Raw genomic sequence first — 11,982 nt, 5'->3', positions numbered from 1 at the left:
GGCAGACAGTCGCTGCTGCTATACTGCACTCTGTCGAACAAGGGCATCGTTTGGATCACGGGGGCATGAGTGGACCTCGCCGCCGCCGAACAACTGGCACGGGAACTGATGGACCAGCACGGACTGGCGGGCTGGAGCTTTCGCTTCGACCGCGCAGCCCGGCGGTTCGGATCGTGCCGCTATCGACAGAAGCTGATCACGCTCTCGGCCCGGCTGACACTGCTGAATGACCCGGACCAGGTGCGCGACACGATCCTTCACGAGATCGCCCACGCCCTGACGCCGGGCGACGGACACTCGGCGAGCTGGCGCGCCGTATGCGCGCGGATCGGCGCCAGGCCGACGCGATGCTATCGCGAGGACGAGGTCGTTTCTCCACCGACAAAGCCGGCCAGGTTCCAGATCGGTTGTCGCACGTGTGGATGGTGGCACGATCGCCGGCGGCTGACCGCCCGCGCGCTGGTCTGCCGCAAGTGCCGTCAACCGGTGGTCTACAAGGATCTGCGCAGCGGCCGGCTGTTTCGTCTGAGCATCGTGGGACACCGCCGCCTGATCATCAATGTGTAAACTTGCAGGCGGATCAACTTCACGTCACCAGCTCGGAAATCAGATGCTGAAGCCGCTGGAGATTCACCGGTTTGGTCAGATGCTCCTGAAACCCGGCCGCCAGGCTCTTGCGGATATCCTCCTCCATTCCGAATCCGCTGAGCGCGATGCCCTTGATGGGCTTGGATCCCTTGCGCGCCAGCAACTGGCGCATCAGATCCAGCCCGCTGCCGTCGGGCAATCCAATGTCGCTGATGAGCACGTCGAAATGCTCGCGGTCGGCGGCCTGAAGGGCCGAGGCGACGCTGTGCGCGGTTCGCACATCGTATCCGAGACTGCTGAGCAGCCGCTGCATGGCCAGGTTGGTGTCGGGGTGATCATCCACCATGAGGATGCGGGGTCTGGCGCGATGTTGCGCGCGATTGACGGCAGCGGCAGTCCCGGGCGCGTGCGACGGGGCGGGTTCGGACGGCTGGTCCTGTCGAATGGCGGACCGTTCAGCCGGCGCGGCAGCCGTCTTCAACGTCACGGTGAAGGTCGCGCCGCGCCCGGCGCCGGGGCTGTCGGCCGTCAGCGTCCCGCCGTGCAGCTCCACCAGTGACTTGGAAATCGTCAGCCCCAGTCCAAGTCCTCCGGTGTTTGGCCTGCTACCGCCCTGCTCGAATGCATTGAATATTCGCCCAAGTGCATCCGGCTCGATGCCGATCCCGTCGTCGATCACCTCGACGAACACCTGATACTCGTCGGGCCCCAGGCGGGTATTGCCCGTGCGAATTATGATCGATCCGCCGGGCCGACTGTACTTGGCCGCGTTCTTGATCAGGTTCCAGAAGACCTGCTGGAGCCGCGCCGCGTCGGCGCGCACGTGATGCCGCTGGGCACGCAGCTCGACGCTGAGGCGCAGACTCCTGGCCTGGATGTCCGGCCGGCAGATGTCCAGGGCGCTGTTCAGCAGCGCATGCACGTCCACCGTCGTCGGATGGATCCGCAGCTTGCCCTTGGCGATGCTCGTCAGATCCAGCAGATCGTCGATCAGCCGGGCTTCAAGTTCGACGTTACGGCGGATCATCTCCACGGAGTCGCGGACGGCATCATCCAGGGGCTGAGCGCAGAGCGATTCGAGCATGGTCAGCACCGGCGTCAGCGGCGTTCGCAGCTCGTGGCTGAGAGTAGCCAAAAAAAGATCCTTGGCGCGGCTGGCGGCTTCGGCGGCGTCCCTGGCCTGCTTCAGCTCCCGCTCGATTCGCTTGCTCTGGGTCACGTCCTGCACGACGCAGCCGATGCCAAAGACCTTTCCGTCTCCCCCGCGCACCGGATAAATGCTCAGCAGATAGTCGCGTGAATCATCGGTAACCTGAGCTTGGGCGACCCTGGCTGCTGAAGAGCCGCTGTGAGGCTGGTTCTGGCCCTGGTCCTGGGAGGCGTGAACCTGCGGCGCGCTGGTGTGACACTCCACCCCCACCGACGGCTCGCCCGTCTGCTGCACCCGCGCAAACGCCTGGGCGCAGCCCTTCCACAACTCCGGGAGCAGCTCATCAAACCGCCGGCCGAGCATCGCCTCGACGCAGCCGCCGGTCATCTGCGCCAGCGACGCATTGACGCGCACGAATCGCAGGTCGCAATCCAAAAAGGCGAACCCGATGGGCGCCGAGGCCAGCAGGGTATCCAGCAGCGAGGCCATTTCAGCGCGCTCGTGCAGCGCGCGTTGACGTTCGGCGCGGTCGGAAGCAGCGCGTTGCTCGGCGCGGCTGACACGAACCGCCGAACGGATGCTCTGGCAAAGATGCTCCATCGCCCCGCGGCTTTTGGACAGGTAATCCGCGGCTCCGGCTTTCATGATGTCCACCGCCACCTGCTCGTTGCCGTGGCCGGTGAGCATGATGATGGGCGTGCGGATGCCTCGCTCGCGGGCGCGGCGCAGGATGTCCAAACCATCGACATCCGGCAGGCGGTAGTCCAGCAGCGCGCAGTCGAACTGCCCGGTCTCCAGCAGCTTCAGGGCCGCGTCGCCGTCGGCGGCTTCGGTCAGCTCGATATGGGGATGATCGCACCAGCGCAGCTCGCGTCGGACGGCGGCGCGGTCCAGCTCGTCGTCGTCGATCAGCAGCACGCGAAGGATTTCTGCCTCACTCATCGTCAGTTGGCGAGGGCGGTCGCACGCACCCCTGTGGCACGATCCGGCTCCGCCGCTGCTGCCGCCGCGCGATCCGCCCATTCCCGCTTCGATTCTCTATTGTACGGCAGCTATGGCAACTCGTTCACCATCCAGTATTTGTTGAGAGTGGCCATCGTTTCCACAAACGCCGACAGCGTCACCGGCTTGAGGATGTATCCCGCGACGTTGAGCCGGTAGGCTTCAACCTTGTCGCGTTCCTCGTCGCTGGTGGTCAGCACGACGACGGTGAGCATGCGCAGCTCCGGATCCTTGCGGATTTCCCGGAGAAACTCGATGCCCCCCATCTTGGGCATGTTCAGGTCCAGCAGCACGATCCGCCGCTGCGGCGGGATCTGCGTCCGTCCGTTGTGCCCGCGCAGCATCTCCAGTGCCTCCACACCGTTGCTGGCCACGTGCAGTGGATTGACAATGTTGTTTTTCTGAAACGCCCGGCGAACGCTCATCACGTCCAGCTCGTCATCCTCGACAAGAAGGATGTTGAGCATGCGCTCGCGAGCGTCGGCGCCGAGCTGCGGCTGAGTCGCAACGCTGTTGGTACTGTTCGTGCTCATGGCTGTGTTGTGCTGGGTTGCTGTGGCCTGCTGCGCTGGGGCGGCGGCGCTCCACGCGGCGGCGGGGGCTGCTTCGGCCAGGTGAAGCGAAACGTCGCACCCGCGCCCAGTTCCGATTCCACACTAACCCTCCCGCCCTGCCGCTCGACCAGTTTCTGCACCAGCGCCAGTCCCACGCCCGTGCCCTCCACCTTGTCCCGCGGCGCCAGCGTTTGAAAGATCACAAAGATCCGCTCGTGGTACTGCGGGTCGATTCCAGGCCCATTGTCCGAAACCGCGAATTCATACAGCTCGCCCGCGTCCCGGCAGGTGATCGTCACTCGCCCCTGCTGCGGCTGATTGTGATGTTTGATGGCGTTGCCGATCAAGTTCATGAACACCTGCTGAAGCGGCACCGGGTCGGTCTCCAGCACCGGCAACGGAGAGCCGATTTCGATCGTGAACCCCGGTGGCGGAGCCAGAAGATCCACCACGTCCGAGACCAGCTCGCGCACATCGACTCGCTGCGACTTAAGTCGGGTCCGCCCCGCACGGGAATACTGCAAAATCGCATCGATCAGCGACTCCATCCGCTGCACACGCCCGCGCAGCAGTTCCATCTGCTGATGGGCCTCGGGCGTGAATCGATCGCCCAAGTCCTCCTCGATCCAGCGGGAAAGGTTGGCGATGCCGCGCAACGGCGCACGCAGATCGTGAGTGGTGATGTAGGCGAATTGATCCAGCTCGGCATTGCGCTGTTTGAGCTGCCTGGCCAGAACCAGCAGTTGTTCGGCGCGGCGACGCAGCGATGCCCGCGCGCGTTTCAGCCGGGCCATGTCCGCAAGCTTGCGGTCGGTGATATCCAACTGCATCACGACCGCGCCGCGCGGCGGTGAGGCAGGCTCGACCCGCAGTGGCGAGGCCAGCAGCAGGTACCAGCGCGGCTCAGGGGCGGTGGCGGTTGCGTCGGCGGAGGCGAATCGCTGCCCGCCGTTGCCACGGGCGTACTCGAGGCTGAATTGCCCGCGCGTGCCGCGGAGCACGGCCTCAAGCCCCGCAACCAGGGAGCGAGCGTCGGCCGGCGCTAACCCGCCTTCGCCGCGACGGAAGAACTCCAGCAGATTATCGCCGGGCGCAGGCCAGGATCCTGTCGTCGTCGCGCCGCTGCCGGACCCGGCGGCAACCGCCGCCAGACCGCTGCGGCGCCACGCCGCATTGGCGGCCAGGATCGTGCCTTGACCGTCCAGCACCGCTGTCTCCGCCGGAATGGCATCGAAGACGCTTGCGTCAAACGCCGCCGGCGATTCTTGCTCGCAGGTTTGTCTCATGCTCATGGCCAGGACAGCGCGCGCCTCTAAAGTGCGACGCGAGGCAAGCGCCGTCTATATTCGTATCGCGCCGTACCAATTCCTGACAACGGGCCATTTCTCGCGAAATGGGCACGTCGTCAACTTAGACACTGTGGGAAGTCTGGGAAAGACGGGCCTTTGTGATCTGGGCCAGCCGGGAAGCAAGCATCGACCGACTGACCCATTCGGCCCCGCTGTCGCTGAGCAACAACGCCCCAGCCTCGGCTCCGTGCACCATCGACAGCGTGTTGGCCACCAGGTAGTCGGCGCCGCTGGCGATGCGACTGGCCTGGCCGATGCGGATCAGCTCCTGGCGGTCGATCCCCACCTCCAGCTTGAACTTCACGAGCAAGCCTTTGTAGTTCCACTCACGGCGGAACAGGTCCACCAGCTTTTCGGTTGGCTCGCCCAGGACCGCAATCTGGTGGTGTGAGCTTTTGACCTTCGGCGCCTGTACGTCCTGCACGACCCAGACCTGCTGTCCATCACGTCGAGTCTGGCGGGAGATGACGGCGAAGACGCCCGCCGGGCGGTAGTCCGAAACCGCCGCCGACATGAACACGCCGTCGTAACGCTGCTGCCGCATCCTCTCCGCCAGCGCGTCGCGCAGGCTGGCGTGATCGGTGAATCCCTCAGCGCGAATGCGCCCGCCGCTGTCGTGCCGCCAGTCCTGCCCGATTTCGGCAAGATGCTGCCTGTTGCTGGTCAGCAGATCGACATCCCCGCCGATCGCGGCCAGCGCCCGCGCGATGCTCAGCCCGGTGTTGCCGGTGAAAATGTTGCTCCAGACGCGAACCGCGTCGATCCGCTCCTGCGTGTTGCCTGCGGTGACCAGAAATCGCGCAGTGATTGCCATCAGCAGATTCTATCCGTCCGATACCCGCCATCGAGCCTCAGCCACGGCCACGCCTCCGGGCCGTAGCCGGCTGATCGCACACCCGAGTACGGACTTACCAGAATGACCAATCCCGAGTGTACAGCACGTACCCGGCCAGAAGCAGGTTGGTTACCGCGTGAGCAATGATGCACGCACCCAGGCTCCTGGTGTACATCAGCAGGGCGCCGACCAGCATGGCCCAGACGATGGCCGTCAGCCACCAGTTCCCGTGGACGACGGCGAACATCCCTGAAACGATGAGGAAGGCGCTGAGGCTCGGCTCGCCCACCTCGGCCAACTTGAAGTCATTGGGCGCCAGCACCGTCCGCCAGAGCCAGTCCCGCCAGAAAAGCTCCTCCATCACCGGCACGACCAGCGTAGCGCCGGCGATGCGGATCGCGATGAACGCCGCGTAAAGCATCGGAGAATCGGCGAAGTACGCGGAGGGATCGAAGACGCTTTCAGGCTTTGGCCGGAAGAACGAAAAGTGCTGCTGGAGCCAGAGCTGCATGCCCACCCACTGGAAGACGCCGACGACGCCGACGATGACGCCCAGCCACCAGTGGTTCCAGCGAATCCGGGTGTAGTGCCGCCAGAACAGCACCAGCGCCGCCGCGACAAGCACCGCCCGCAGCGCGTAGGCGATCGGGTAATACCTGGGGAACTCCAGCCCACCGACCCAGATGAAGCCCAGGAAAATCGCCATCGGCAGCACGTACGCCCACGTGTCCGACACGCCCGCGAGCAGCGACGCGCGCGGAGCCGATGCAGTGGCATCCGAGGCCGGTCTGTTTTGCTGATTGGAGCTGGTCATTCGCTTCATCCCACGTGCCACGGCCGGCAGAGTGCGGCTGTAATTCACGAAACTCTGCTATTCAGGTCCACTGCTCTTCGACAGCATCCGGCACGGGCGGGACGCCCGTGACACGGTTGGCTCACGCCCGCCTGGCTCATCCCACTGCGCACGAATCAATCCTTCTGCCTGGTCGCCCCCAGTTCTTTGGCGATCTCGCTCTCCAGCTCATCGAGCTTGCCAAGCTCGGCCCTTTCCTGCGCCAGCACGTCGGCCTGGATCATCCGGTCGATTTCCTCGTCGCTGACCAGCTCCTCGCGGGCGGTGACGGCGGCGCCGGAAATGGCGCTCTGTTCCATGCTGTCCAGGAAGATCTCCATGCGCTGCTCGATGCTGCCCGCCTGCGACACGGCGCGCTCCCACTCCGCCTGCGTGCGAGTCAGGTCCATCTCGCCGAACACCCGCCCGATCTCCCGCGCCATCTCGGCCATGCTCTGCGCGAACTGCTGGCTGGCCTGCGCCTGTTGCTGGATCAGCATCGCGTTTTTGATGGCGAGCAACTGGCGCTCCAGCATCTTCTTCACCGCCGCCGTCTTCTTCAGGGCGCTGCGGATGAACAGGTACTGCTGCTGGTCGCCGATCTGCTGGGCGTGACGGGCGTTTTTGATGAAGTCCTCGGCGAACTTCTCCTGCTGGCGGATCGACTTCTCGATCGCCCGCAGCCCGGCGCGGATCTTCATCTCACGCTCGATGCGACGCTCTTCTTTAGACTTGAACAGGCCCATCGGAACCTCAGAAGTTGGAACCGCAGATGAACGCCGATGCACACAGATCAGGCCGCTTGTGACACAGCCATCTCGGTCGTGCGCGGATCGCTGGCACGGGCGGGACGCCCGTGTCACAACCAGCTCAATCCGCGTTCATCCGCGGTTTCACAATCCTTCCTTCGCCGCGTGACGCTGTCTTACGGCTTTGTCCGCCTCCTCGAAGGCCTCGTCCTGCTTCAATCGGCCGCGATCCATCTGGTTCCAGATTTCCATCAGTTCCTGGCCGGCGCTGGTCAGGCGTGCCGAAGCCAGCGCGTCCTTGTCGGCCTGCACCCCCGTTTCCAGGATCGCGTCGAGCCGCTCGACGTACATCTCCTGTGTGACCGAATCGTCCTCGATCCACTGGGTGATTCTCGCCACGTCTTTGTCGGTGACATTCAGCCGGCCCAGCGCCTTGCCGCGCGCCTGGTTCTCCTTGATCATCCGCAATCGCGAGACCGTCAGCAGTTCCTTGGATCGCAGGTTCAGCTCACGCGCCGCCATGAGCTGCTCCTGGGTCTTAAGCTCGAAATCCTGGGCCAGAGCCTTTCGCAGGTCGGGCGACTTCTGCGCCGCGCCCTGCTGGAAGATTTTCTGTTTTTCGGCGGCGATCTGCTCCAGACGCTTGAACAACCGGTCGCGCTGCCGTGTCAGAAGAATCTCCTCCTTGCGCAGTTCCTGACGGCTCAGCTCGCTGAGAGTCCTGCTCCTGGAAAACAGCTTGTTGATCAGTGCCATGTCGATGTTCGATTCTTGATTTTGGATTGCTGACTTGGACGCAGGTCGATCGCAAATCGCAAATCCAGAATCGCCAGTCTCCAACTCAACCCGCTTCCGGTTCGGCGCGACGCTGCGGCGCCGGGGGCGCGGCCTTCTGCGGCGTGGCGGGCGGCTCGTCGCTGAGCTGCGGCTCGGCGTGCTCGAGCTGAACCCTGGTCGTTTCCGGGCCGCCGGCTTCTCGCTCCAGCTCCTCGTACAGCGCCCGTTCCTCTTCGGTCATTCCCGCGTGCGCCACGGCCCCGACCGAATCGGCCAGTTCGTTGTCCGCCTGAAGCTGCGCCAGCATCTGCTCCGCCGCCGCCGCATCCGAGGCGATCTGTTCGCTGTCCGGCAGCCTGGCGGTCTGCCCCTGCTGTGTCAGTTCCAGGTTGTGCAGATGGGTGCCGACAATATTGATCTGCTGGTTGAGCACCTGAAGCATCTGCTGGCGGCGCTCGATGTCCTTGCGAAGCTGCACGATCTGGCTGGTGATTCGCCGGCGCGTGATCCCGCTGCTGGTTTGCTTGAACTGCTGGCGGAGCTGTTCGTCCTGCTGCTCCAGGGCGGCGACGTCCTCGTAGCAGCGGTCGCGCTGCTGGGTCAGGGCGGCCTTGCGCTCGGACAGGAAGGCGATCTTCTTCTCGGTGTCGCCCTTGCGGTTGAACAGACTCTTGATGCGGTCGATCAGGGGCATGTCCGCTCCTCCCGCCGCCGATGCGGCAACCGCGACAGGCGACGAGCCTTCGCGATACAGCACCACCCGCCCGTCCAGTCGCTTGGCCGCCAGGCCCGGGTTCTGCTTGGCATACGATTTTACCTCCGCCTCGACAAAAGAAAGCGGAAGTTGCGTTTTGGCGGCGATCTTGTCGGCGGCAATGCCGCCGCTAAGCAGCTCCACCGTGCTTGCCTGGATCACCTGCCGAACACGCTGGCGCTTCTGCTGTTCCAGTTCCGGGTCGAACAGGTCCACCAGCGCCTTGGTCTCCAGCGGCCCGTACGAACTCCACCCGCCGGCATCGTTCGGCTCTACAAGGATCACCGTTCGCTCGGCGCTGCGGCTGGCCGCCTCTCGGGCATTGATCTCGAACCCGCTGGTGGACAGCAGCACGACCGTGGTCGGGACCCCCGCAGCGGCGGGAAGCTCACTCAGAATCCGGCGGGTTTCCTGCAAATCCAGTGGTTTGGGTGTTTCCCCCGCCAGCAGGGCGCGCGTCGGCGAAACGCACTGAACCTGGATGCGCCCAACCACGCGGCTCAGCACCCACCACTTTCTGGCCCGCAACGTCACTTGCATCGACTGCCCGACCGGCATGCGGCTTTGAAGCTCGCGATCCGGCAGGTTCATTTCCGACATCAATCGCTTCAGGTCCGTGCCGCGATCCGAACGTGTCGCCTGCGGCAGAAGATTCGGCACCGCGCGGCGACCGGCGGTCGTATCGACGATCAGCCGGCTGTCGCCCAGCAGTTGCTCCACATGAGCCATGAACTGCTGCTCGCGGGCCTGGTGAACCGATGGATCAGGACTGTTTCTCATGCTTCAGACGAACCAGCAGGTACGCAAACGCCACCGCCGCCCACGTCCAGCCGACGACGCAGAGGATGACGTACATGTGAGACATACGCGATCCGTTGGCCAGTGGCCAATCATCCGTGTTCGGCGATCGACTGAGATGCACTCGAGCACCTACGCCTGACACTGCTTCAAGCCACAACCTCCATCGCCCGCGCGACCGCTCTTGTGCCGCACCTGGGGCAGAAATTGGCCACCGTCGGGATCGCCGCCCGGCAGTTGGGGCGGATGCACGTTCGCATGACGCTGATCGGACGGGGCACCCGCATCATCGGGCGGCGCTGGAGCAGCATGGCGCGAAGTCGCTCGGCCAGCTCGGCACGCTGCCGCACGCTGCTTCGCGTGGTATATCGTCGATGCGCCGCTGCCGCCAGCATCAGTGGCAACCCCCACAACCCTCCCGCCGCCGACAGACCCACCCCCAGCGCAATCCACACAGGCCGCAAGCCAAGCTCCAGTTTGGGAAGTGGCAGCTCTGGTTGCTGCTGGCGAAGCAACAGATGGTTGAAGTACCGGATGTAGCGTTCGACGTTGAGCTGATGCCAGACCACATGGATCCAATGCAACACCGCCGCGGCGCTGATCGCGACCGTATACAGCAGCGGCGCCTGACCACTCGGGACGGAGAACACGAATCGCCCCAGCTCGGCGGGCGTAAAGGGCCTTTCGGCAAAATGGGCAAAGACCACCGCCAGGGCCGCGCCGCAGCACAACCAGGTGAGCAGTGCCAGCGGAATGTTGAGGCGAACCTGCTGCGCGAGTGGCTGAAGATCCGTGGCATCGACGTCGCCGCTCTGAAGCCGCATCCACTCCGCCAGGTGCCAAAGCTGCTGTTGCTCCTGGGCGATCAGGTCGCGCAGCCAGCGGGGCAGCAACAGCAGCGTCAGGACTCCGCCGGAGATCACCGAAGCCAGCACCGCCAGAAGCGGTCCGGCCGAAACCCGCCGATACAGCGGACGGGTCAGGCTCCTCAGCACGGCCCCGGCAAGCAAATCCGGCTCGTGCTGTGGTGGTGGAATGCGAATCGTCGGCGACAGCGCTGTCATAATCTCTGCAACTCACCGCCTCGCGTGCCCGATCCCATGCTCACCACATCGCCGCCCGGTGGATCGGCACCTGCTGCGGCTGATGCAGCTCGTGTCCGCAGCGCCGGCAGAACCGCGCCGTCACGGGGTTCATCGCGCGGCAACGGTCGTTTGCGCAAGCCACCCGCCCGGCAGGCGCCTGCGCAACGTGCGACCCGCCTGCGCTGCCGCCAACCTGTCCCAGTGCCGCGAATGCGCGTACGATCAGCTTCAGGATCATCACCGCGACCCAGAATACAAACACCACCGCGGTCACCGCGATCACGCCGATGAATACGAAGATGGAAATCGCCCATTCCATTTCAACTCTGACCTGTGCTCAGTCGCCAACCGGCCAGTAAGCATCAGACTCATCCATCGCTGGCCAGCGGTCACTGACCATTGGCCAACGCTCCGGTCGCCTCGGTCAGTGCCTCACCGCAGAAGATACAGAATCGGTCGGCACGATCCGGGTACGCGCCGCATCTGGGACACCGTCGCACGTGGCTGACAAGCTGAACACCACAGTGCATGCAGAACTGATCGGCGGGATCGACTGCCCGCCGGCAACTCGGGCAAAGCGTCCGCGCGGTCGCAGCCGCGGCGAGCGTCGCACCAAACGACGCTGCTGACGCCGATGAAGCCGGTGGAGTCAGCGCCACCAGAAACTGCTCGGCCGATTCAAACCGCTTGTCCAGTCTTGCATACGACCTGCGAAACGCTTCATCCAGGTATTTGGGCACCGAGCGGTTCAGGTCGCTGGGCAGGTCGGTTCCGGCCGGACGTTCGCCGGTCAGCATCTCATAAAGAATCACCCCGCAGGCGTAGATGTCGGCGCGGCGGTCCACCTCGGCGCCGCTGCGCTGCTCGGGGGCCATGTAGTCCAGGGTTCCGGCGATGTCGCGTGCCACCGGATCGTTCAGCGACGCGGAATAGGCGATCGACCCCACCGCGGTTCTGGTCGCTGCCTGCCCCAGACCGAAATCCGTCACCTTCACCACGCCTTCGGCATCGAATCCGTCGGTGTGCGCGCGTTCATGGATGAGGATGTTTTCCGGCTTGATGTCGCGGTGGACCACGCCGTGCTGGTGTGCATGCGCAAGCCCGGCCAGCACCTGTCGCATGATCCGCACCACGTCGTCGATGTCGATTTTCCGTTCGGCGATCAGCGGCCGCAGGCTCGTGCCGGGGACGTATTCCATCACCAGGTAAGGCGGATTGGCATAGGGATCGAATCCGATGGCGCGGACGATGTTGGGGTGAACCAGCCCGTGAATGGCCGACCCTTCGTGCTGGAGGTTGCGGACGTACTGGACATCCGTGGGGATCTTGATGGCAACGAGCTGATCGACCCACACGTGATGGTGCGCCCGCCAGACCTCGCCGAACGTCCCGCCGCCCAGCCGCTGCTCCAGCACGTACTCGCTGATTCGTTGATTGGCCCCAGGCATCTTGACTCCACCTACTGCCGAATGCCAGTTGTCGAAATCCGAATGAAGCACTCGACTTCCG

12 protein-coding genes are annotated in these 11,982 nt (G+C 64.5%); 1 reads left to right on the top strand and 11 read right to left on the bottom strand.

The genetic code is table 11. The annotated features are described in order from the left end of the window. The first annotated feature begins 69 nt into the window (after positions 1 to 69). On the top strand, positions 70 to 567 hold the full coding sequence (locus ACQS5P_RS19960; protein ID WP_428938378.1) for a SprT-like domain-containing protein: 498 nt from the start codon (positions 70 to 72) through the stop codon (positions 565 to 567). A gap of 19 nt (positions 568 to 586) precedes the next feature. Here ACQS5P_RS19960 and ACQS5P_RS19955 read toward each other — a convergent pair whose 3' ends face one another. From ACQS5P_RS19955 to ACQS5P_RS19905, 11 genes are all read right to left on the bottom strand, one after another. Further along, on the bottom strand, positions 587 to 2,680 hold the full coding sequence (locus ACQS5P_RS19955; RefSeq protein ID WP_428938377.1) for a response regulator: 2,094 nt from the start codon (positions 2,678 to 2,680) through the stop codon (positions 587 to 589). Between the two features lie 110 nt (positions 2,681 to 2,790). After that, positions 2,791 to 3,273: a response regulator gene (locus ACQS5P_RS19950; protein WP_428938376.1), complete on the bottom strand. Its 483-nt coding sequence runs from the start codon at positions 3,271 to 3,273 to the stop codon at positions 2,791 to 2,793. Then, a complete protein-coding gene (locus tag ACQS5P_RS19945; RefSeq protein ID WP_428938375.1) occupies positions 3,270 to 4,586 on the bottom strand; it encodes a sensor histidine kinase in 1,317 nt (438 codons plus the stop codon). Before ACQS5P_RS19945 ends, ACQS5P_RS19950 begins: the two co-directional genes overlap by 4 nt. 118 nt (positions 4,587 to 4,704) lie before the next feature. Beyond that, complete coding sequence (locus ACQS5P_RS19940) at positions 4,705 to 5,457, bottom strand: phosphopantothenoylcysteine decarboxylase (RefSeq protein ID WP_428938374.1); 753 nt, start codon at positions 5,455 to 5,457, stop codon at positions 4,705 to 4,707. Between the two features lie 94 nt (positions 5,458 to 5,551). Further along, entirely contained in the window at positions 5,552 to 6,292 is a 741-nt protein-coding gene (locus tag ACQS5P_RS19935) for a CAAX prenyl protease-related protein (RefSeq protein WP_428938373.1), read from the bottom strand. A 155-nt stretch (positions 6,293 to 6,447) separates the two neighbouring features. Further along, on the bottom strand, positions 6,448 to 7,056 hold the full coding sequence (locus ACQS5P_RS19930; RefSeq protein ID WP_428938372.1) for a hypothetical protein: 609 nt from the start codon (positions 7,054 to 7,056) through the stop codon (positions 6,448 to 6,450). A gap of 147 nt (positions 7,057 to 7,203) precedes the next feature. Further along, positions 7,204 to 7,815 (bottom strand): hypothetical protein, encoded by a 612-nt coding sequence (locus tag ACQS5P_RS19925; protein ID WP_428938371.1) that lies wholly within the window; start codon positions 7,813 to 7,815, stop codon positions 7,204 to 7,206. Positions 7,816 to 7,900: 85 nt separating this feature from the next. Then, positions 7,901 to 9,370 (bottom strand): hypothetical protein, encoded by a 1,470-nt coding sequence (locus tag ACQS5P_RS19920; RefSeq protein WP_428938370.1) that lies wholly within the window; start codon positions 9,368 to 9,370, stop codon positions 7,901 to 7,903. A 167-nt stretch (positions 9,371 to 9,537) separates the two neighbouring features. Continuing rightward, a complete protein-coding gene (locus ACQS5P_RS19915; RefSeq protein WP_428938369.1) occupies positions 9,538 to 10,452 on the bottom strand; it encodes a zinc ribbon domain-containing protein in 915 nt (304 codons plus the stop codon). A gap of 40 nt (positions 10,453 to 10,492) precedes the next feature. Next, on the bottom strand, positions 10,493 to 10,792 hold the full coding sequence (locus ACQS5P_RS19910; protein ID WP_428938368.1) for a hypothetical protein: 300 nt from the start codon (positions 10,790 to 10,792) through the stop codon (positions 10,493 to 10,495). 70 nt (positions 10,793 to 10,862) lie between these two features. Beyond that, complete coding sequence (locus ACQS5P_RS19905; RefSeq protein WP_428938367.1) at positions 10,863 to 11,921, bottom strand: serine/threonine-protein kinase; 1,059 nt, start codon at positions 11,919 to 11,921, stop codon at positions 10,863 to 10,865. Between the last annotated feature and the right edge of the window lie 61 nt (positions 11,922 to 11,982).

This window comes from Fontivita pretiosa (genome assembly GCF_050410795.1).
Taxonomy (GTDB): domain Bacteria; phylum Planctomycetota; class Phycisphaerae; order Tepidisphaerales; family Tepidisphaeraceae; genus Fontivita; species Fontivita pretiosa.
The sequence above is the reverse complement of the archived record's forward strand: the minus strand, read 5'-3'. Positions and strand labels throughout refer to the sequence as shown.

Coding starts and splice junctions, on each gene's coding strand:
- ACQS5P_RS19905 (WP_428938367.1), bottom strand. CDS start 11,921: ATGCCTGGGGCCAATCAACGAATCAGCGAGTACGTGCTGGAGCAGCGG.
- ACQS5P_RS19935 (WP_428938373.1), bottom strand. CDS start 6,292: ATGACCAGCTCCAATCAGCAAAACAGACCGGCCTCGGATGCCACTGCA.
- ACQS5P_RS19945 (WP_428938375.1), bottom strand. CDS start 4,586: ATGAGCATGAGACAAACCTGCGAGCAAGAATCGCCGGCGGCGTTTGAC.
- ACQS5P_RS19920 (WP_428938370.1), bottom strand. CDS start 9,370: ATGAGAAACAGTCCTGATCCATCGGTTCACCAGGCCCGCGAGCAGCAG.
- ACQS5P_RS19910 (WP_428938368.1), bottom strand. CDS start 10,792: ATGGAATGGGCGATTTCCATCTTCGTATTCATCGGCGTGATCGCGGTG.
- ACQS5P_RS19950 (WP_428938376.1), bottom strand. CDS start 3,273: ATGAGCACGAACAGTACCAACAGCGTTGCGACTCAGCCGCAGCTCGGC.
- ACQS5P_RS19930 (WP_428938372.1), bottom strand. CDS start 7,056: ATGGGCCTGTTCAAGTCTAAAGAAGAGCGTCGCATCGAGCGTGAGATG.
- ACQS5P_RS19925 (WP_428938371.1), bottom strand. CDS start 7,815: ATGGCACTGATCAACAAGCTGTTTTCCAGGAGCAGGACTCTCAGCGAG.
- ACQS5P_RS19955 (WP_428938377.1), bottom strand. CDS start 2,680: ATGAGTGAGGCAGAAATCCTTCGCGTGCTGCTGATCGACGACGACGAG.
- ACQS5P_RS19940 (WP_428938374.1), bottom strand. CDS start 5,457: ATGGCAATCACTGCGCGATTTCTGGTCACCGCAGGCAACACGCAGGAG.
- ACQS5P_RS19915 (WP_428938369.1), bottom strand. CDS start 10,452: ATGACAGCGCTGTCGCCGACGATTCGCATTCCACCACCACAGCACGAG.